The organism is Nonomuraea sp. NPDC004186 (assembly GCF_053603495.1).
Map to the genome: position 1 here is coordinate 873 of NZ_JBSGFQ010000098.1, position 18,363 is coordinate 19,235.

Genomic DNA, 18,363 nt, shown 5'->3' on the forward strand with positions numbered 1-18,363 from the left:
CCACCCGTGGTGTTGGTGGTCCTTTCCCCCACACAACACAGCCTGAGCCCTTTCGCGCGAAGCGCGCCTCGCCTGAGAAGACCACGCCTTTGGGGGTCGAAAGCCCCCTGGGAAGCACTGTCTGGAACCCCTGGAAGGCGTCGCCTCAGCGCCCCTGGTTCGCGACGGCCTCGATGGCGGCCTTGGCGGCGTCCGGGTCCAGGTATTCGCCGCCCGGCCGCTGAGGCTGGAAGTCGGAGTCGAGCTCGTACAGCAGCGGAATCCCCGTCGGGATGTTGAGGCCCGCGATCTCCTCGTCGCCGACCCCGTCCAGGTGCTTGACCAGGGCTCGCAGGGAGTTGCCGTGGGCGGCCACCAGGACCGTGCGGTCGGCCGACAGGTCGGGGACGATCGAGTCGTACCAGTACGGGAGCATGCGGTCGACCACGTCCTTCAGGCATTCCGTACGGGGCATCAGCTCCGGGGGAAGCAGGGCGTAGCGGGGGTCGCCGGCCTGGGAGAACTCGTCGTCGTCCGCGATCGGGGGCGGCGGCACGTCGTACGAGCGGCGCCACAGCATGAACTGCTCGTCGCCGAACTCCTCGCGCGTCTGGGCCTTGTTCTTGCCCTGGAGGGCACCGTAGTGGCGCTCGTTGAGGCGCCAGCTCCGCTTCACCGGCAGCCAGAGCAGGTCGGCCTCCGCCAGCGCCAGCTGGGCCGTCTGGATGGCCCGGGTCAGCAGGCTGGTGTGGACGATGTCCGGGCGCAGTCCGGCGTCCTGGAGGAGCTTGCCGCCGCGGCGGGCCTCGTCCTCACCCTTGGCCGAGAGGCTCACGTCCACCCAGCCGGTGAACAGGCCCTTCGCGTTCCAGTCACTCTCGCCGTGCCTAAGCAGCACCAAAGTCGCCATATCGCCAATCCTATGGTCAGGGATTACCGGTCCGGGTCGGCGAATCGGGCGAACGCCTGCAGGTTGGCCAGCGACTCCCCGCGCTTGGCCCGCCATTCCCACTCGCGCCTGATCGACGAGGCGAACCCCAGCTCCAGCGCCCGGTCGAACCAGTCGTCCGAGTACGTCAGCACGCACCCCAGCAGCCGGTCCACCTCCGCCTCGGTGACGGCGGCCAGTGGCACCCGGCCCACCAGGTAGACGTCCCCCACGGGGTCGAGCGAGAAGTGCACGCCGTACATCGCGCCGTTCTTGCCGAGCAGCCAGCGGTAGAACTCGGTGTGGTTCTCGTCGGGCTGGCGGCAGAAGAACGCCTCGACGTGCAGCGCCTGCTCCCCCACGATCAACCACGTCATGGTGGCGAGCTTGTGCTGCCCGGGCAGTTTGACCAGGAACGCGCCCGGCCGCGGCTCGTCGTAGGTGACGTCCGCGGCCTTGAGCGCGGCTTCGACGACATCGCGCATGCCGACAAGGATAGAAGGCCGCCAGAACAAAGGTCGGGCTGGAAAGGGCTAGAAGTTCAGGGCGATGGGCGTTTTGTGGAGGTTTGCGATGGCGGCCGCGTACACCTCCACCAGGCGGGACGCGGTCGCCTGCCAGCCGAACGCCGCCGCGTGCGCGCGGGCTCCCGCCGACATCGAGTCGCGCCAGCGCGGCGAGACGACGAAGCGGCGCAGCGCCTGCGCCCACTGCGCCGGGTCGTGGCCGTCCACGAGCAGGCCCGACACCCCGTCCCGCACGGCGGTGCGCAGCCCGCCCACGGCGGCGGCCGCCACGGGGGTGCCGCAGGCCTGGGACTCCAGGGCGACGAGGCCGAACGACTCGCTGTACGAGGGCACGACCGTCACCGAGGCCGCCCGGTACCAGTCGGCCAGTTCCTCCTGGGGAGCCGGAGGAACGAGGCGGACGACGTCCGAGATGCCGAGTTCGGCGGCCAGCTCGGTGAGCAGGGACGGCCTGGCCAGGCCGTTGCCCGAGGGCCCGCCGACGCAGACCACGACCAGGCGCTCGCGCAGCGACGGGTCGTCGATGAGCATCCTGGAGGCGGCGCGGAGCAGCACGTCCGGGGCCTTGAGCGGCTGGATGCGGCCCACGAAGAGCAGGACGTGCGCGTCCTGCGGCAGGCCGAGCCGGCAGCGGGCGGCGCCCTGCGAGGCGGGCTGGAAGACGGTGAGGTTGACGCCCGGGTTCACGACGGCGACGCGCTCCTCGACGGCGCCGTACAGGTCGATCAGTTCCCGCGCCTCGTCCACGGTGTTGGCCACGAGGCGGTCGGCGACCTGCACGACCTGCTCCTCGCCGACCACGCGGGCCTTGGGCTCCGGGTTGTCGCCCTGGGCGAGCAGGAGGTTCTTGACCTTGGCCATGGTGTGCATGGTGTGCACGAGCGGCACGCCCCAGCGCTCCTTGGCCAGCCAGCCGACCTGGCCGGAGAGCCAGTAGTGGGAGTGGATGACGTCGTAGCGGCCCGGGTCGTACATGGCCTCGGTCCGCAGCACCCCGGACAGGAACGCGCAGAGCTGGCTCGGCAGCTCGCTGCGTTCCATCTCCTCGTACGGTCCCGCGGTGAGGTGGCGGACGAGGACGCCTGGGGCGAGTTCGGCCACGGGCGGGAGGTCGCGGGCGGTGGCCCGGGTGAAGATCTCCACTTCCACGCCGAGGTGAGCCAGCCGCTTGGCGGACTCCACGATGTACACGTTCATGCCTCCGGCGTCGCCCGTTCCGGGCTGGTCCAGGGGCGATGTGTGCATGCTGATGGTCGCGACCCGGCTGACCCGTCGTCGCCTCACTCGACACCACCTCCAGACGGCTTATAACCATCCAGATTTTTGCGACATTCCCGACACATGGTCATAACAGGGTATTTAGGGCGGTCGTCAACATGCCCGGGAGGGCTGGCAGGATGAGGAGCATGCGGAGAACGGCTGTGGTGACCGGGGCGAGCAGTGGGATCGGCGAGGCGACCGCGCGGCGGCTCGCCGCCGAGGGTTTCGAGGTGGTGGCGGGCGCGCGGCGGCGCGAGCGGCTCGACAAGCTCGCCGCCGAGGTGCCCTCGATCAGGCCGGTGACGTTGGATGTGACCTCCCAGGAGTCGGTCGACGCGCTGGCGGACTCGCTCGAGCGGTGCGACGTGCTGATCAACAACGCCGGTGGCGCCCTCGGCCTTGAATCGGTCGCGGAGGGGCACCTGGATGACTGGCAGCAGATGTACGAGGTGAACGTGCTCGGCTCCCTGCGCATGACCCAGGCGTTCGTGCCCAAGCTCGTCGAGTCCGGCGACGGCGTGCTGGTGATGGTGACCTCGACGGCGGGCCTGGTGTCGTACGAGGGCGGCGGCGGCTACGTCGCGGCCAAGCACGCGCAGACCTCGATGGTCGAGACGCTCCGCCTGGAGCTGGTCGGGCAGCCGGTGCGGATCGTGGAGATCGCGCCGGGCATGGTGCAGAGCGAGGGGTTCGCGGTCACCCGGTTCCGCGGGGACGAGGCGGCCGCGGCGCGCGTCTACGAGGGCGTGCCCGGCCCGCTGACCTCCGACGACGTGGCCGACGCGATCGCCTGGTGCGTGACCCGCCCCGCCCACGTGAACATCGACCGCATGATCATCCGCCCGCGGGCCCAGGCCGCCCAGCACAAGGTGCACCGCGTCAGTGGCTAGACCGGCCGGGGCCGCCAAGGCGGGGGGCAGACCGGTCGGCGCCATCACCAGGGGCACGACCGGGCACAACCGGCTGCGGCGCTCCGACCGGTGGATCGCCGCCGCGCACGGCCGGCTGCTGCGGGCCGCCGAACGCCCCCTCGTGGTGGATCTCGGGTACGGGGCGTCGCACACCACGACGCTGGAGCTGTTCACCCGCCTGCGCCGGGTGGCCCCCGGCGTCGAGGTGGTCGGGATCGAGATCGACCCGGCGAGGGTGGCGGTGGCCAAGCCGTACGAGCGGGAGGGCCTGAGCTTCCGGCTGGGCGGCTTCGAGCTGCCCGTCGGGCGCCCGCCGACGCTGGTGCGGGCCTTCAACGTCCTCAGGCAGTACGGCGAGGCCGAGGCGTGGCACTACTGGGACGTGCTCAGAGGCCGGCTCGCCCCCGGCGGCGTCCTGGTCGAGGGGACCTCCTCCGAGAACGGGCGGCGCGCGATCTGGGTGGGGCTCTCTCCGGAAGGGCCCCAGACGATCACGTTCTCGGCCCGTTTCGATGCTTTCGAGCGGCCTTCTGACCTGGCCGACCGGCTGCCGAAGACCCTCATCCACCGGAATGTGCCGGGCGAGCGGATTCATGCGTTCCTGAGCGACTTCGACCACGCGTGGGCGGTGAGCGCGCCGTACGGGGCCCATGGGCTGCGGCAGCGGTGGCTGGCCTCCGTGCGCGCGCTGTCGGGCTCCTGGCCCGTCGCCGGGCGGCCGCCGCTCGGCGGCCCGGCCCGGTGGCGGCTCGGCGAGCTGACCCTCCCGTTCTCGGCGGTGGATCCCCGCGATCAGAGGCGCGCCTCGAACACGGCGTAGGCCGCGCTGTCGAACAGCACGAAGCGGACGTCCTCCACGGACGTGTCCGCCTGCCGGACCGTGTCCAGGGCGATCCGCGCGGCGTCGTCCATGGGCCAGCCGTAGATCCCGGTCGAGATCGCGGGGAAGGCCACCGACCTGGCCTCCAGCGTGTCGGCGACCCGCAGCGACTCCCGGTAGCAGGAGGCCAGCAGCTCCGAACGGTCCACCGACATGGAGTACACCGGCCCGACCGTGTGGATCACCCACTTCGCGGGCAAGCGCCCGGCCGTCGTCGCGACCGCCTTTCCGGTGGCCAGCCCCTTGCCGTAGTGGCCGGCCCGCAGCTTCCGGCACTCCTCGAGGATCTCCGGACCGCCGCGGCGGTGAATGGCGCCGTCCACGCCTCCGCCGCCCATGAGGGAGGAGTTGGCGGCGTTCACGACGGCGTCCGTCGGCTGCTCGGTGATGTCGCCTTTCACCAACGTGATGCGCATCTCACCGAGATTGGCATCAACGGCCGCCCCGCACCAGCACCGCGGTCCCCCTGCCGGCCATGCGCACGGCCAGCAGGACGAGCCCCGGCAGCGGCAGGAGCATGGCCACGGCTCCGGCCAGGCGCTGGTCGGCGAGGACGCCGGGCGCGCCGGACGGGGCCACGAGCGAGATCCAGTCGGCCGCGACCGGGGGCGCGAGCAGCAGGTACGTCCCGACGGCGAGGTGGGTCAGGGTCACGGCGGCCAGCAGGCGGGCACGGTCGCCCCACGTCACCGGGTCCGCCTGGGTCAGGACGCCGAACACCAGCAGCCCGAGGCCGAAGAACAGGAGCTCGGTGAGCAGGTGAGGAGCGTAGCCGGACAGCGACCACGACAGCCAGGGAGTGCCGTAGAGGAGGACGAACGCCCCGAAGTAGACGGCGGGATGCGCGAGGAACCGGTACCGGCCGGCGACGGTGAACGGGGCGCCCAGGCAGAGCAGGAGCGGGGCGACGACGGTGAGCACCGTGTGCTGGACCGAGTGGACCGACAACATCGCCCGCGCGTAGCTCCCGACCCCGCCGAGCAGCACGAGCGCCGTCAGCGCCAGGCCCGCGTACCAGGCGATCGCGCGGCCGGCGGGCCAGGAGGCCGCCCTGCGCGCGGCGACCGCGTAGGCGACCGCGGGCAGCATCAGGAGGATCAGGACGGTCGGGTCCAGGCGGAGCTCGGTGATCAGCGCTCCCGGGGTGAAGGGGGCGAGCGCGTACTCCAGGGCGGCCTGGTCGTGACCGCCGCCGCCACCGGGCGGTGGCGGCGTGCGGGACAGGCCGATGGCCAGCCCGACGGCCGCCGCCATCACGATCACCTCGCCGGTGGCCAGGCGGACGAAGGTCCGGCGTACGGACCGGTCGGCGATGCCCGCGACCGTGCGGCGGCGATGGGTCCAGCCGAACAGGCCCAGGAGCACGAGGGCCGCGGTCTTGGCCAGCAAGAGCTGCCCGTACGAGCTCTGCCAGAGGTCGGACGGAGCGCTGAGCCGTACCCAGGCGCTGGCCACGCCCGAGACGGCCACGGCGGCGAAGCAGCACAACGCGAGCGCGCTGAACCTGGGCAGCACCGCCGGCAGCTCCGGGGACCTGCGGAAGTGGAGGAGCACCGCGACCAGGCCGCCGACCCAGACCGAGACCGACACCAGGTGCGACATGAGGGCGGAGACGGCGATGTCGTGGTCGCCCGCGGAGGCCGCATGCCCGACGTAGGCGGGCGGCAGCAGCCCGAACACGGCGACCGCCAGCCGGACCGCCGAGGGCAGCCGCCAGGTGAGCCCCACGACGACGGTGGCGGCCAGCACCACGAGCAGGGCCTGGGTCTGCGGGATCGAGGTGCCGAACTCCAGCAGATCAGGCGACGCGAGCAGGGCCCCGGCGGGCAGCGGGATGAGGTTGGACAGGGTGAGCACGTAGCTCAGCCCGGTCGCCAGGGCCCAGCCGAGCGCCCACCAGCCGGCCGCGCGGCGGCAGGACCGGGACTCGGGCGAGGAGGCGGGGGCCAGGAGGGCGGCGACGAGCGTACCGACGCAGCCGACCGCGCACACGTCGAAGCAGAACCGGGCCAGGGGCAGCCCCCACTCGGTGAACGGCCCGGCGGTGGGCAGCCCAGGAAGCTCCGGCTTGATGGCCCCGCCGAACCGCAGGACGACGACCAGCACCACGACGCCGGCGGCCACCGCCGCACCGGCGTAGGTCCTGGCCGACTTCCCTGCCGCGACCGATGGGACCGATGGGAACGCCCTGGCCATGGGTCAGCCCGCTTGCTTGGCGATCTCGGCCAGCTCCGCCTTCTGAGCCTTGATGATCTTGTCGGCCAGCTCGAGCGTGGGCCCGTGCTTGCCCGACTTCTTGACGGTCTCGGCCATCATCACGCCGTGCTCCAGATGGCCCGACAACGCCGACAGCCACTCCTTGTCGAAGCCGGAGCCGGCCTTCAGGTCCGCGCCCATCCGGTCGGTCGGCTCCGGCGGCACCGTCTCCTTCCAGGACTGCAGCCACGACGACATCATGTCGATGTCCGCCTTCTCCTCCGCGATGAGCTTCGTGCTCAGGTCACGGACGTACGGGGACTTTCCGCTCTTGGCCGCCACCTCGGCCAGCTGGATCGTCTGCTGGTGGTGCGTGATCATCTCCTGGCTGAAGACCACGTCAGCCTGATCGTGTGTCGTCGACGTGCTGTCCGCCGAGGCCGCGCACCCGGCCGCCAGCACCAGACCGAGCAGGGCCACAACCGCTGTACTCCAACGCATGCACGGAGATACGCACGACACGGAGACGTGGTTCACACGCCCCAAATGCCTGCTCGACAGGTTGTAGAGCTAGCCTGTAGGGCGTGAAGGGTCTTGGCGAGCTTGAGCGCAGCATCATGGACATCCTCTGGGCGGAGAGCGGCGCGCTGACCGCCCGTGAGGTCGGCAGGCTCATCGCCGACCGCGATCTTGCCCCCACCACGGTGATGACCGTGCTCGACCGCCTCACCCGGAAGGGCTTCCTCCAGCGCACCCGGGACGGCCGCGCATGGAGATATCAACCGGCCGAAAGCCGCGACGCGTACATCGCCGAGCTTATGCTGGAAGCCTTGGACATGACGGGCGACCGATCGGCCGCCCTGACTCGCTTCGCCCAGGCCGTGTCGGGCTCGGAGGCGGAGATCCTGCGCAGAGCCCTTACGGAGCTGGAGGAAGAGTGATCACGGCAGCGGCGCTGGCAGCGCTCGCCACGGCGTGCGCGGTCGGCTCCTGGCGTTTCACGACTGCCCGGTGGACCTCACGCGCTCCTCGGCTGGCCATCATCGTCTGGCAGTCCCTGGGGGTGTCCTGGGGCCTGGCCACCACCGGCGCCATGCTCGCCTACGCGGTCCAGCCGTACGGCGAAGGGGTGCTGCCCGGGCTGTTCGCGTTCGCGCGGGGGGAGGCGCCGCTGGAGGCGTGGGACCCGCTGCACGTGCTGGCCCTGATCGCGGGGCTCACCGCTCTGACCGTGCTGATCGCGGTGCTGCTCACCGCGGGTGTGCAGGCGCTGCGCGCCCGCCGCAGGCACCGCATGCTGCTCGCGCTGATCTCCCATGACGACCCCGGCGTGCCCGGGGTGCGGGTGCTCGCCCACCCCGGCGCCGCCGCCTACTGCGTGCCCGGCCTGCGTTCGCAGGTCGTGGTGAGCGAGGGCGCGCTCAAGCTGCTGTCGGAGGACGAGATGGCCGCCGTGCTCGCGCACGAGGCCGCGCACGTGCGCGAGCGGCACGACCTGGTGCTGCTGCCGTTCGCCGCGCTGCGCAGGGCGATGCCCTGGTCGAAGGTGGTGGCCGACGCGCAGGCGCAGGTGGAGCTGCTCATCGAGATGGCCGCCGACGACCGCGCCCGGCGCTACTGCTCGCCGCGCAGGCTGGCGACGGCGCTGCTCAGGTTCGGTACGGCGGGCGCCATGCCGACCCCCCAGGGCATGCTCGGCGTGCACGCCAAGCACGTCATGGCCAGGGTCGACCGCCTGATCAAGCCGGCTCCCGAGCTGGCCGCCCCGGTGCGCTACGGCTACATCGCACTCTCTGTGACCTTGGTCACCTCGGCGCCTCTCCTGTGGGTCTTCCAGCTCTGACGTGCTTGCTGGCGTTTACCGTCCCGTTTGCAATTGCAAGCACTACGGGGCAGACTATGAGGCATGGCACTACCCAAGGTCGACTCGATCGGTGAATACATCCGCGAGCAGCGGCAGCAGGCGAAGATCTCGCTGCGCCAGCTCGCGGCGGCGGCAGGGGTCTCCAACCCCTACCTGAGCCAGATCGAGCGTGGGCTGCGCAAGCCGAGCGCGGAGATCCTCAACCAGATCGCCAAGGGTCTGCGCATCTCCTCGCAGGCGCTCTACGTGCAGGCGGGCCTCATCGAGGACCGCGAGCCGCCGAGCGACGTCATCACGGCGATCAGGGCCGACACGCACCTCAGCGAACGGCAACGCCAGGTGCTGATTGATATCTATGAGTCGTTCCGTAAGGAGAAGCGCGCCGAAGACGAGCAGACCTCCCAGAATGCTCGCCCCCGGCACGACTCCGGATCGGACGACGAACCGCTGTCAGAGGAGTTTCTCGCCGCTCTTGAGCCCTATACGGCGACCTCCGGCAACGGCAACGTCACCCAGGAAACCAAGGAAGGTTAACCCATGACGCTCGCAACCGAGGTCAAGAAGCTTACGGAGTCCAAGCCGTTCTACGCCGTCGCGGGTGTCGGCGACTTCGCGGTCGAGAAGCTCCGCGAGCTGCCCGAGCAGCTGCAGAAGCTGCAGTCGCGCCGCACCGAGCTGACCAAGGACCTGCCGGAGATGGCCCGCGCGTACGCCGGCAAGGCCGAGAGCTTCGCCAAGGAGTTCCCGGAGAAGGCCCGCGGGTACGCCGACCAGCTCGCCGGCAGGGCCACCGAGGCCTACGAGGACTTCGCCACGCGCGGCCGCCGGGTCGTCAGCAAGACGAGCGGCGACGCCGCGCTGGAGCTCGAAGAGGTGGCGCAGGCCGCCAAGCCCGCCACCCCGGCCAGGAAGCCCCGCACTACCAAGGCGAGGGGCTGAGCTGACGCGAAAGCCCGCCTCCCGAGGGAGGCGGGCTTTCCGCTTTGGGGTGCCCGTCTGTCAGGGTCGCCTATTAGGCTGAAGCCGATTTCATTGCGGCGTTGTGCGGAGCCAACAACATGAATTTGATCAACAGTGTCCTCAATCTCCTCTTCCTGGTGCTCGCCGCCGTCATCTTCGGCATGTCGGCGTACGCGCTCGTGCACGCGCTACGGGTGCCGACCGGCGCTTTCGTCTCGGCGGGCAAGCTGCAGAAGAACATCTGGCTGCTGATCCTGGCGCTGGCGACGCTGTTCTCGGTGGGCGGCGCCTGGAGCTACTTCATCGACTTCCTCATCGTCGGCGGCGCCGGTTTCATCGGCCTGGGCGCGCTGGGCTTCTTCTCGATCGTTGCGGCCATCGCCGCCACGATCTACATCGTGGACGTCAAGCCGGCCGTCAAGGGCATGGGCGGGCGGGGCAACAACGGTCCCTACGGCCCCTGGTGATCAACCCGGGCGTTAGGCTGCCGACATGACCTACGACCTCCACGGGCGCACGCAGCGGTTGGAACTGTCCGACCAGGTCCTCCGCGACTTCGAGGCCGTCGTGCTGGACGCGACGCCCGAGGGGATCGTGCTGGACAGGTCGGCGTTCTATCCGGGCGGCGGCGGCCAGCCGGCGGATCACGGAGTGCTGATCTGGCAGGGCGTGGAGACGCGCGTCGTGGGGGTGCGCAAGGGCGACGACCTGCAGCTGATCCCGGCCGAGGGCGATCCGATCCCGCCGGTGGGCACCGTGGTCGAGGCGGCGGTGGCCGACGAGCGGCGCTCGGCCCTCATGCGTACGCACTCGGGGCTCCACGTGCTGTGCGGGGTGGTGTTCAGGGACTACGGCTGCCTCGTCACCGGCGGCAACATGGACGAGCTCAGCGCGCGGATGGACTTCAACCTGCCCGAGGTGCCTCCTGGGTTCAAGGAGGCCGTCGAGGACGCCTGCAACACCGAGATCGCCGCCGACCGGCGCATCGACGTACGCGTCCTGCCGCGCAAGGAGGCGTTCGACATCCCCGACATCATCCGCACGGCCACCAACCTGGTCCCGGAGACCGTCCAGGACGTGCGGATCGTCGACATCGTGGGCCTCGACACCCAGGCCGACGGCGGCACCCACGTGGCCTCCACCAAGCAGATCGGCCACATCAAGGTGGCCAAGATCGAGAGCAAGGGCCGCGGCTTCCGCCGGCTGCGCATCCAGATCTCCGACTAGTCGATCACCTCGGCGAGGCCGTCGAGCAGCGGGCCGAGCCCGAACTCGAAGAGCCGGTCCAGGTCGAGGTCGAAGTCGCCGGCCAGCTCGGCCACGACCCCGGCGAAGGCCGGATAGTCGTTCGACTCGGCGATCCAGAGCAGGTGCTCCTCCTGCCCGGCCATGAACTCTTCGGCGCTGAGCCCCGTGGCGGCCTGGGCCTGCCGCTCCAGCTCGAGGTTGGCGGCGATGCCCTGCACGTAGCTGTAGACCAGGGTGTGCACGTGCATCTTGGCCGTGGCGTCGAGCCTCGTGCCCGCCAGCGCGGCCATGACCCACTCCGTGTGCCTCAGCAGGCTGGCCGAGGGCAGCGGCCTGGTCAGCGAGGTGACGCCGGCCATCCACGGGTGCGCCCGGTAACCGGCCCACTGGAGGCGAGCCGACACCTCCAGCCTGGCCCGCCAGCCCTCCGGGTGCTCCACGGGCAACGGGAACTCGTCGATGACGGCTTCGACCATCAGCAGGACCAGGTCGTCCTTGCCGGCCACGTGGCGGTAGAGGGACATGGTGGCCATCCCGAGCCGGTCGGCGAGGCCGCGCATGGTCAGCTCGGAGAGGCCCTCGGCGTCGGCGATCTCGACGGCGGCCCGTACGATGCGCTCCCGCGTCATCTCGTTGCCTGAGATCTCCGGCCGCCGGGCGGTCGTCCTGCCCCCGCGCGGCTCCGCCACGATCGTCCCCACGCGCGGCTCGGCGACCACGACGCCCTCCTGGGCCAGGAGCGCGAGCGCCTTGGCGGCGGTGGCCAGGGCGACCCCCCGGTCCCTGGCGAGCTGCCTGGTGGACGGGACGCGGTCTCCGGGGCGGAGCCGGCCGTCGGCTATGCGGCGCTTGATGTCGGCGACGATCTCGGCGTAGGGGGCTGCCATCCCATCCTCCTGTACTAGTACAGATCTTGCCATCTTACCCTTGCGAGCTGCTGTCCGTACTCCGTACATTCAGCGTACAACGTCAACATCTGCGAACAAGGAGCAGATCATGAAGGTCCTCATCTCGGGCGCGAGCGTCGGCGGCCCCGTCCTGGCGTACTGGCTGCGGCGGCACGGGTACGAGACCACGCTCGTCGAGCGGGCCCCGGCCCCGCGCAAGGGCGGTCAGGCCATCGACATCAGGGGCGCCGCGCTGGACGTGGTCGCGAAGATGGGCGTCATCGAGCAGATCAGGGCTCTGCGGACGACCATGCGCGGCATGTCCATGGTGGACGGCGACGGCAACGAGCTCATGCGCAGCTACGAGCAGACGGTCAGCGGCGGCCGGTTCGACAGCCCGGACATCGAGATCATGCGCGACGACCTGACCGCCATCCTCACCTCGGTCTCGGGCGCCGAGTACGTGTACGGCGACTCGATCGCCACCCTCGACCAGGACGCCGACGGCGTGGACGTGACGTTCGAGAGCGGCGGCCGGGGGCGCTACGACTACGTCTTCGGCGCCGACGGCCTGCACTCCAACGTGCGCAGGCTCACCTTCGGCCCCGAGGCGCAGTTCCTCAACCACCTCGGCACGTACGTCTCCATCTTCACCGCCGACAACTTCCTCGGCCTGGACCACTGGCAGACCTGGTTCCGCGAGGGCGACACGGGAGGCGCCCTCTTCAGCGACCGGGACGCCACCGTGATGCGGGTCAACCTGGGCTTCGGCGCGGGTCCGATCGACTACGACCACCGCGACGTCGAGCAGCAGAAGCGCCTGATCCAGGAGCGCTGCTCGGGGCTGCGCTGGGAGGTGCCCAAGCTGCTGGAGGCCATGTGGAAGGCCGACGACTTCTACTTCGACGCCATGGCCCAGGTCAGGATGGAGCGCTGGTCGAAGGGCCGGGTCGCGCTGGTCGGCGACGCGGGCTACTGCGCCTCGCCGCTGTCGGGGCAGGGCACCAGCCTGGCGCTGGTGGGGGCGTACGTGCTGGCGCAGGAGCTCGGCAGGGACCCGATCGGGGCCTTCGACCGGTACGAGGAGCGCATGCGCCCGTTCGTCGCGCAGAACCAGGCGCTCGCCCACGAGAACCCCGGCCAGGGCGCCTCGCCGGAAAGCGTTCAGCGGGCGGCAACCAGCATCACGCTGGACTGACAGTCACGAACCGATACGATTTGCCGCCATGGGTACCAGACTCACCATGGCCGCACTCGGGGCCACCGCTCTGACGTTGACCGCCGTACCCACGTACGCGGCGGGCGCCGGGATCACGGACGAGGTGACGATGACCCTCGGCAAGAACGGCACCCTGCACGTGGTCGAGAAGATCAGCGGGGCGTCGGGTGAGCTCAAGCGGACGTTCATCACCAGGACGCGGTACGACGACGGCAACGACCGCGTCTACCAGATCTCGAACGTCAAGGGCGGCACCCTCGCCGGCGACGTGCTCACCGTGAAGGGCGACGGAACGGTCGAGTACGACGTCAAGGGGGCGGTGACCACCTCGGGCGGTGTCGAGGAGCTGCGCTGGTTCGCGGTGAACGGCTGGAGCCAGCAGGTCGCCAAGGCGACGGTCAAGGTGAACGGCCCCGGGCAGGTCCAGAACCTGTCCTGCTTCGCCGGCGAGCTGACCTCGGCCATCGGCTGCACCTCGGCCTCCATGGACCACTCGGCCACCGAGGCCGACTTCGAGCAGGAGAACATCGCCCCCAGCCAGGCCCTGACCGTGGTCGTCGGCTACCCCAAGGGGTCCAGCTCCGGCGTCCCCATCCTGGAGAGGCGCTTCTCGCTGGCCTCGGCGTTCACCCTGAACACCGTCACCGGCGGCGCCCTGGCCGGCCTGCTGGTGCTGCTGCTCGGCGGCGTCGCCCTGCTCTACTGGACGCGCGGCCGTGACGCCAGGGCCGCCGGCCACGCGCAGGGCCCGGTCGATCCGGTGCAGAACGGCCACTTCTCCCCGCCCGACGGGGTACGGCCCGGCCAGATCGGCACCTTGGTGGACGAACAGGCCGACGTGGTCGACGTGACCGCGACGATCGTCGACCTCGCGGTCCGCGGCTACCTGCGGATCGACGAGCAGCCGCGCCAGACGTACGACGCGCCCGACTGGATGCTGGTCAGGCTGCCGAACGCGCCGGTCAACGCGCTGCTGCCGTACGAGCGCGCCCTGTACGACGCCATCTTCGACGGGCGGGACGCGGTGCTGCTGTCGCAGCTGTCCGGCTCGTTCGCGGCCCACCTGGGCAAGGTGCGCGACGCCCTGTACGCCGACGTGGTCAAGCAGGGGTGGTTCGCCCGCCGGCCCGACACCGAGCGCACCAGGTGGACGACGATCGGCGTGGTGCTCATCGCGGTCGGCGTGCTGGCCACGGCGGGGCTGGCCTGGTTCACCACGTACGGGCTGCTGGGTCTGGCCGTCGTCATCGCGGGCGGCGCGCTGGCCGTCGGCGGGCAGTACATGCCGGCCAAGACGGCCAAGGGCTCGGCGGCCTTGGCGCACACGATGGGCTTCCGGCAGTACCTGTTCTCCGGCGAGCTGGGGGAGGTGCCGGAGCAGCACCGGGTGGAGCTGTTCTCCCGCTACCTGCCCTATGCGGTGATCTTCGACGGGGTGGAGCACTGGTCGCGGGTGGTGGCCTCGGTCACGGGGAACGGCCACCAGTCCGACAACCTGTACTGGTACCACGGGCCCGCGGAGTGGGACCTGTCCAAGTTCGCCGGGTCGATGCGGACGTTCACCACGACGACCTCGGGCGCCATCTCCGCCACCCGCCAGTTCCGCACCCTCTGACGTCCTTCTAACGGAACCGGAGCTCACCCACCGGCCGGCCGCCGCCGAACACCGGCGGTGCGGCCAGCTCGGCCAGCTCCGGCGCGTCCAGGCCCAGCGAGCGCAGGGCCGCCACCGTGGCCGGGACGCGGGCGCGCTGGGACCCGTCCTCGATCTTGACGGTGCCCGCGCGCCCGTCCTCGAACGCGAACGCGTCGAACGCCTCCGCCCCCGCCTTCAGCATGAGCCCGGGCAGCGCGCGCATCAGCTTGGCCTCGGGGCGGTCGGTGCCCGAGGTCCACTCGGGGTAGGTGCTCATCGCGTCGAAGATCTTGCGCTCGTACGAGTCGGGGGACGACATCGGGAACGCCCTGAACGCCTTCGTCACGCCGAGCATCGACACGAAGAACAGCGGCGCCCCGCACCCGTCCACCCCGGAGGCCGCCACCCGCTCCCCCGTCAGGTCCTCCACGGTCTCGCGGATCGCCCGCTGGAGCGGGTGCCTGGGCTCGAGGTAGGACTCGGTGGGCCAGTCGTTCAGCACGCAGGTGGCCAGCATGGCGGCGTGCTTGCCGGAGCAGTTCATGTAGACGCGGCCGCATTCCGTGGCACTCCGGTCGGACGGGTAGTCCTCGGGGCACAGCAGCGCCGACTCCTCCAGCCCGGCGCCCGCGAGGATCTTCCTGACGCCGTCCACGTGGAACGGCTCGCCCGAGTGCGAGGCGCAGGCCAGCGCCAGCAGCTCATTCTCCAGCCCGAGCCCGGAACGGAGCATGCCGAGCGCCTGGAGCGGCTTCATCGACGACCGTGGCGACGCGGGAACATGCACCGCGCCCTTCGCCTCGACCGGGCGTCCTTCCGCGTCCACCGTCAGCATGCGAGCCTGATGCGTGGACTCCACGAACCCGGACCGGACAACTTCCACAATCATCGACATTTCGCTTCCCCTTTCGGCATGAGTCTACGAACCCTTCTTCCTGGTCCAGAATGGGTTGCCATGCGAGCAGTGGTGCAGAGAGTGAGTTCGGCGTCGGTGGTGGTCGACGGTCAGACCGTCGGGGCCATCGACGAGCCCGGCCTGCTGGTGCTGGTGGGCGTCACCCACACGGACACGCGGGCCGAGGCCGCCAAACTCGCCGCCAAGCTCTGGGGCCTGCGCATCCTGCACGGCGAGAAGTCCTGCTCGGACGTGTCGGCGCCGCTCCTGGTGATCAGCCAGTTCACCCTGTACGGGGACGCCCGCAAGGGACGGCGGCCGACGTGGCAGGCCGCCGCCCCCGGGCCGGTCGCGGAGCCGCTGGTGGAGGCCGTGGTGGAGGAGCTGCGCCAGTTGGGGGCGCACGTGGAGACGGGCGTCTTCGGCGCCGACATGAAGGTGTCGCTCGTCAACGACGGCCCGATCACCCTCATCCTCGACTTCTGACCGCCCACGCCCGGGCACCTGCCCCCGGGAGAGCCCTCACCTCGGCACCTGCCCCCGGGAGAGCCCTCACCTGGGTGTCCGCCACCGGGAGGGCCCTCAGCGGATGCGGCGGCGGAGGGCCGGGTCGATGGAGACGTTGCGTCCCGCGTCCGGTGGCACGATGACCTCCTGCGCGGCCGCCACCCCACCGGCCAGCAGCGGCGCGTCCGCCGGCACCGTCCGCTTGACCACCGCGAGCGCGATCGGCCCGAGCTCGTGGTGCCGGGCGGCCGACCCGACCACACCGACCTCCTGGCTCTCGAAGATCACCGGATCGCCGTGCGCCGGCAGCGTGTCCACACTGCCGTCGAGGTGCAGGAACACCAGGCGGCGCGGCGGGTGCCCGAGATTGTGCACCCGGGCGACCGTCTCCTGGCCGCGGTAGCACCCCTTGCTCAGGTGTACGGCCGCACCGATCCAGCCCACCTCATGGGGAATCGTCTTGTGATCGGTGTCGAACCCCAGCCGCGGCCGGTGCGCCTCGATCCGCAGCGCCTCGTACGCCCACAGCCCCGCCAACGGCTTGCCCAGGTGGTCGGGCAGCTCGTCGCGCGGCACCAGGAAGTCCTCCGTGGCCGTGGACAGCACGGCCAGGTCGTCGGCCCGCGACACCTCGACCCGCAGCATGAACCGCATCCGGTCGAGATAGTCGATCAGGCTCTGCGCGGTGCCCGGCTCGACATGGGCCAGCATGCTCTCACCGTCGTCGACGAGCGTCAGGTGGTGCAGCACGTGACCTTGCAGGTCGAGATCGAGCGTCTGCGTCCACTCGCCTGGCTTCAGGGTGTCGAGTTTCTGCGAGGTGAGGTCGTTGAGCCATTTCAGCCGGTCTACGCCGGAGATGCGGACCACCTCACGGTTGCTGCGGTCGACGACCGCCTCACCCTTGGCCAGCGCACGCTGCTCGGCGAACAGATCGCCGTAGTGGGCGGCAACGTCGGAATCCGGCCCATCGGCCGCGACGGCACCGGGGAGATCGAGCAGAGGGCTACGCATGCCCTCCAGGCTATCGGCACTCACGCCACCGCCCGAAAACCCCCACCCACTCGCCCGCGTACGGCAGCTGGAAGCAACCACTCACGTACCCAAGGCAGCCACCCAAGGCCCGGGCACGGCCACTCGCGTTCGCCGAACACCGGCAAACAACTACCCACACACCCACCTGCGGCAGCCGCTCAACCCCCCGTGAACGACCACCGCCCCAACTCCCAGCAGTCACGACAGTCACGGGAACGCCCGGAGGCGGCCGTCCTCCCGTCCGCTACCGGCAGTTGCGGCACCGTCCGAAGACTGTCAGATGGTGCACGTCGGCGACGAACCCCAGCTCCTCGTCCAGCCCCTTGACCAGCCCGTCCGCCAGCTCGGGCCGTACCTCGAACACCTCGTCGCACCCCCGGCACACCAGGTGCACGTGATCGGCCTCAGCGGCCAGGTGGTAGGTCGGCGCACCGTGGCCCAGATGCGTGTGGGTCACCATGCCGAGCTCTTCGAGCAGCTCCAGCGTCCGGTAGACCGTGGAGATGTTCACGCCACGCGCGGTCTCGCGGACCTTGACGCAGATCTCCTCGGGCGTGGCGTGCTCCAACGTCTTGACCGCCTCAAGGACGAGCTGGCGCTGCGGGGTGACCCGGTAGCCCTTGGCGCGGAGTTCCTCATGCCACTGCGTCTCCGTCATGCCCCGAGTGTACGGCCCGGCGATATTCACTTGCCCCTTTCGCGCACAAGCGCATAGCGTCTTTGGTACGCGGAAAGGAGGTGGTCCAAACAATGGTGAATCATAGTTGGGCTAGCGAGGTGGTTGTCCGCTAGCGCTGCGGACTGTTGTCTCGTGACGCATGCGAATCCGAGGCAACCACCGGGGCCCCTGGCAGCCGGAGGGCGGGACCATGATCCCGTCTTTGGTCCATCCGGCCCACCTGCCGAGCAGGTGGAGTTCGCCTGGGGCCCTTCTTCATGTCCACGTCGGGAAGCCGAGCCGTTGCACGCACCTTGCCGGACGGAAGCCCCCGCTCGTGAAAGCCCCGCCTGACGCTTCAGGCCGTGGCCGGCACCGGCTCCAAGAGCACGACCGAGGCCACTCACCCGGCCACTGAGGCGACCTCGACACGACCGGAGTCACTCACCCGGCCGCCGAGACCTCCACACGACCGAGTTACACCCTCGACCACCGAGACCTCGACCACCGCAGAGCGCCACCGGGGTTACTCACCCAGCCACCGGGACCTCGGCACGACCGGGTTACGCACCCGACCACCGAGACCTCCGCCACCGCAGAGCGCCATCAGGGTTACTCACCCAGCCACCGATATCCCAGCCGCCGATGTTCCGGCCAGCGATATCCGGACCACCGATATGCCGCCACCATGATCGCTACGCCATAAAGCGCGGGCTCGGGGGCGAGGGGGACAAACTCGAGAGACGAAGGGGACAGGCTCGAGCGACGAAGGG

The 18,363-nt window shown here is 70.4% G+C and carries 21 protein-coding genes; 11 read left to right on the forward strand and 10 right to left on the reverse strand.

Annotation, left to right across the window (positions count from 1 at the left end):
- Window positions 1-145 precede the first annotated feature (145 nt).
- The 3 genes from ACWEPL_RS49245 to mshA are packed head-to-tail and all read right to left on the reverse strand — an operon-like array spanning window position 146 to window position 2,718.
- Entirely contained in the window at window positions 146-889 is a 744-nt protein-coding gene (locus ACWEPL_RS49245) for a phosphoglyceromutase (protein WP_363962087.1), read from the reverse strand.
- A 23-nt stretch (window positions 890-912) separates the two neighbouring features.
- Window positions 913-1,392: a type III secretion system chaperone family protein gene (locus ACWEPL_RS49250; protein WP_355204330.1), complete on the reverse strand. Its 480-nt coding sequence runs from the start codon at window positions 1,390-1,392 to the stop codon at window positions 913-915.
- A gap of 48 nt (window positions 1,393-1,440) precedes the next feature.
- On the reverse strand, window positions 1,441-2,718 hold the full coding sequence (gene mshA, locus ACWEPL_RS49255; RefSeq protein ID WP_452440374.1) for a D-inositol-3-phosphate glycosyltransferase: 1,278 nt from the start codon (window positions 2,716-2,718) through the stop codon (window positions 1,441-1,443).
- A gap of 122 nt (window positions 2,719-2,840) precedes the next feature.
- On the opposite strand from mshA, the gene ACWEPL_RS49260 reads away from it, so the two are divergent.
- Together ACWEPL_RS49260 and ACWEPL_RS49265 are read left to right on the forward strand one after the other, a co-directional pair.
- Entirely contained in the window at window positions 2,841-3,584 is a 744-nt protein-coding gene (locus ACWEPL_RS49260) for an SDR family NAD(P)-dependent oxidoreductase (protein WP_363962085.1), read from the forward strand.
- On the forward strand, window positions 3,577-4,425 hold the full coding sequence (locus ACWEPL_RS49265) for a class I SAM-dependent methyltransferase (RefSeq protein WP_364258835.1): 849 nt from the start codon (window positions 3,577-3,579) through the stop codon (window positions 4,423-4,425). The genes ACWEPL_RS49260 and ACWEPL_RS49265 overlap by 8 nt, the downstream gene beginning before the upstream one ends.
- On the opposite strand, the gene ACWEPL_RS49270 is transcribed toward ACWEPL_RS49265, so the two are convergent.
- The 3 genes from ACWEPL_RS49270 to ACWEPL_RS49280 are packed head-to-tail and all read right to left on the reverse strand — an operon-like array spanning window position 4,398 to window position 7,161.
- On the reverse strand, window positions 4,398-4,901 hold the full coding sequence (locus tag ACWEPL_RS49270) for an O-acetyl-ADP-ribose deacetylase (RefSeq protein ID WP_350733246.1): 504 nt from the start codon (window positions 4,899-4,901) through the stop codon (window positions 4,398-4,400). The genes ACWEPL_RS49265 and ACWEPL_RS49270 overlap by 28 nt on opposite strands.
- A gap of 16 nt (window positions 4,902-4,917) precedes the next feature.
- Window positions 4,918-6,681, reverse strand: coding sequence for a cytochrome c oxidase assembly protein (locus ACWEPL_RS49275; protein WP_452440376.1), 1,764 nt, complete (start codon window positions 6,679-6,681; stop codon window positions 4,918-4,920).
- A gap of 3 nt (window positions 6,682-6,684) precedes the next feature.
- Window positions 6,685-7,161 carry a DUF305 domain-containing protein gene (locus ACWEPL_RS49280; RefSeq protein WP_350733243.1) on the reverse strand — a complete coding sequence of 159 codons (477 nt, stop codon included), beginning with the start codon at window positions 7,159-7,161 and terminating at the stop codon, window positions 6,685-6,687.
- A gap of 104 nt (window positions 7,162-7,265) precedes the next feature.
- Between ACWEPL_RS49280 and ACWEPL_RS49285 the strand changes: the two genes are divergently transcribed.
- The 6 genes from ACWEPL_RS49285 to ACWEPL_RS49310 all read left to right on the forward strand — a co-directional run bounded on the left by ACWEPL_RS49285 (window position 7,266) and on the right by ACWEPL_RS49310 (window position 10,732).
- Window positions 7,266-7,622 (forward strand): BlaI/MecI/CopY family transcriptional regulator, encoded by a 357-nt coding sequence (locus ACWEPL_RS49285; protein WP_357725389.1) that lies wholly within the window; start codon window positions 7,266-7,268, stop codon window positions 7,620-7,622.
- Window positions 7,619-8,524: a M56 family metallopeptidase gene (locus ACWEPL_RS49290; RefSeq protein WP_364258844.1), complete on the forward strand. Its 906-nt coding sequence runs from the start codon at window positions 7,619-7,621 to the stop codon at window positions 8,522-8,524. Before ACWEPL_RS49285 ends, ACWEPL_RS49290 begins: the two co-directional genes overlap by 4 nt.
- Window positions 8,525-8,587: 63 nt before the next feature.
- A complete protein-coding gene (locus ACWEPL_RS49295; protein ID WP_350733238.1) occupies window positions 8,588-9,079 on the forward strand; it encodes a helix-turn-helix domain-containing protein in 492 nt (163 codons plus the stop codon).
- Between the two features lie 3 nt (window positions 9,080-9,082).
- Window positions 9,083-9,484, forward strand: a complete 402-nt coding sequence (locus tag ACWEPL_RS49300; RefSeq protein WP_452440378.1) for a hypothetical protein — start codon at window positions 9,083-9,085, stop codon at window positions 9,482-9,484.
- A 119-nt stretch (window positions 9,485-9,603) separates the two neighbouring features.
- Window positions 9,604-9,972, forward strand: a complete 369-nt coding sequence (locus ACWEPL_RS49305; RefSeq protein WP_192789781.1) for a DUF2516 family protein — start codon at window positions 9,604-9,606, stop codon at window positions 9,970-9,972.
- 25 nt (window positions 9,973-9,997) lie between these two features.
- Window positions 9,998-10,732, forward strand: a complete 735-nt coding sequence (locus ACWEPL_RS49310; protein ID WP_355204313.1) for an alanyl-tRNA editing protein — start codon at window positions 9,998-10,000, stop codon at window positions 10,730-10,732.
- Here the strand turns inward: ACWEPL_RS49310 and ACWEPL_RS49315 are convergent.
- A complete protein-coding gene (locus tag ACWEPL_RS49315; protein WP_452440380.1) occupies window positions 10,729-11,640 on the reverse strand; it encodes a TetR/AcrR family transcriptional regulator C-terminal domain-containing protein in 912 nt (303 codons plus the stop codon). The genes ACWEPL_RS49310 and ACWEPL_RS49315 overlap by 4 nt on opposite strands.
- Before the next feature lie 109 nt (window positions 11,641-11,749).
- On the opposite strand from ACWEPL_RS49315, the gene ACWEPL_RS49320 reads away from it, so the two are divergent.
- Window positions 11,750-12,838: an FAD-dependent monooxygenase gene (locus ACWEPL_RS49320; RefSeq protein ID WP_452440381.1), complete on the forward strand. Its 1,089-nt coding sequence runs from the start codon at window positions 11,750-11,752 to the stop codon at window positions 12,836-12,838.
- Between the two features lie 28 nt (window positions 12,839-12,866).
- Window positions 12,867-14,474 (forward strand): DUF2207 domain-containing protein, encoded by a 1,608-nt coding sequence (locus ACWEPL_RS49325; RefSeq protein ID WP_452440382.1) that lies wholly within the window; start codon window positions 12,867-12,869, stop codon window positions 14,472-14,474.
- Window positions 14,475-14,481: 7 nt separating this feature from the next.
- On the opposite strand, the gene ACWEPL_RS49330 is transcribed toward ACWEPL_RS49325, so the two are convergent.
- Window positions 14,482-15,390 carry an asparaginase gene (locus ACWEPL_RS49330; RefSeq protein ID WP_452440383.1) on the reverse strand — a complete coding sequence of 303 codons (909 nt, stop codon included), beginning with the start codon at window positions 15,388-15,390 and terminating at the stop codon, window positions 14,482-14,484.
- 60 nt (window positions 15,391-15,450) lie between these two features.
- Between ACWEPL_RS49330 and dtd the strand changes: the two genes are divergently transcribed.
- Window positions 15,451-15,876, forward strand: coding sequence for a D-aminoacyl-tRNA deacylase (dtd, locus tag ACWEPL_RS49335; RefSeq protein ID WP_357725373.1), 426 nt, complete (start codon window positions 15,451-15,453; stop codon window positions 15,874-15,876).
- A gap of 96 nt (window positions 15,877-15,972) precedes the next feature.
- On the opposite strand, the gene ygfZ is transcribed toward dtd, so the two are convergent.
- Both ygfZ and ACWEPL_RS49345 read right to left on the reverse strand, forming a co-directional pair.
- A complete protein-coding gene (ygfZ, locus tag ACWEPL_RS49340; protein ID WP_363962074.1) occupies window positions 15,973-16,911 on the reverse strand; it encodes a CAF17-like 4Fe-4S cluster assembly/insertion protein YgfZ in 939 nt (312 codons plus the stop codon).
- Between the two features lie 265 nt (window positions 16,912-17,176).
- Window positions 17,177-17,590, reverse strand: coding sequence for a Fur family transcriptional regulator (locus ACWEPL_RS49345; protein WP_185070409.1), 414 nt, complete (start codon window positions 17,588-17,590; stop codon window positions 17,177-17,179).
- Window positions 17,591-18,363 lie beyond the last annotated feature (773 nt).

Excerpts from the sequence above, each read along its gene's own strand:
- ACWEPL_RS49245 (WP_363962087.1), bottom strand. The coding sequence starts at position 889 with ATGGCGACTTTGGTGCTGCTTAGGCACGGCGAGAGTGACTGGAACGCG.
- ACWEPL_RS49305 (WP_192789781.1), top strand. The coding sequence starts at position 9,604 with ATGAATTTGATCAACAGTGTCCTCAATCTCCTCTTCCTGGTGCTCGCC.
- ACWEPL_RS49260 (WP_363962085.1), top strand. The coding sequence starts at position 2,841 with ATGCGGAGAACGGCTGTGGTGACCGGGGCGAGCAGTGGGATCGGCGAG.
- ACWEPL_RS49275 (WP_452440376.1), bottom strand. The coding sequence starts at position 6,681 with ATGGCCAGGGCGTTCCCATCGGTCCCATCGGTCGCGGCAGGGAAGTCG.
- ACWEPL_RS49295 (WP_350733238.1), top strand. The coding sequence starts at position 8,588 with ATGGCACTACCCAAGGTCGACTCGATCGGTGAATACATCCGCGAGCAG.
- ACWEPL_RS49330 (WP_452440383.1), bottom strand. The coding sequence starts at position 15,390 with ATGTCGATGATTGTGGAAGTTGTCCGGTCCGGGTTCGTGGAGTCCACG.
- ygfZ (WP_363962074.1), bottom strand. The coding sequence starts at position 16,911 with ATGCGTAGCCCTCTGCTCGATCTCCCCGGTGCCGTCGCGGCCGATGGG.
- ACWEPL_RS49300 (WP_452440378.1), top strand. The coding sequence starts at position 9,083 with ATGACGCTCGCAACCGAGGTCAAGAAGCTTACGGAGTCCAAGCCGTTC.
- ACWEPL_RS49310 (WP_355204313.1), top strand. The coding sequence starts at position 9,998 with ATGACCTACGACCTCCACGGGCGCACGCAGCGGTTGGAACTGTCCGAC.
- ACWEPL_RS49320 (WP_452440381.1), top strand. The coding sequence starts at position 11,750 with ATGAAGGTCCTCATCTCGGGCGCGAGCGTCGGCGGCCCCGTCCTGGCG.
- ACWEPL_RS49345 (WP_185070409.1), bottom strand. The coding sequence starts at position 17,590 with ATGACGGAGACGCAGTGGCATGAGGAACTCCGCGCCAAGGGCTACCGG.
- ACWEPL_RS49325 (WP_452440382.1), top strand. The coding sequence starts at position 12,867 with ATGGGTACCAGACTCACCATGGCCGCACTCGGGGCCACCGCTCTGACG.
- dtd (WP_357725373.1), top strand. The coding sequence starts at position 15,451 with ATGCGAGCAGTGGTGCAGAGAGTGAGTTCGGCGTCGGTGGTGGTCGAC.
- ACWEPL_RS49270 (WP_350733246.1), bottom strand. The coding sequence starts at position 4,901 with ATGCGCATCACGTTGGTGAAAGGCGACATCACCGAGCAGCCGACGGAC.
- ACWEPL_RS49315 (WP_452440380.1), bottom strand. The coding sequence starts at position 11,640 with ATGGCAGCCCCCTACGCCGAGATCGTCGCCGACATCAAGCGCCGCATA.
- ACWEPL_RS49250 (WP_355204330.1), bottom strand. The coding sequence starts at position 1,392 with ATGCGCGATGTCGTCGAAGCCGCGCTCAAGGCCGCGGACGTCACCTAC.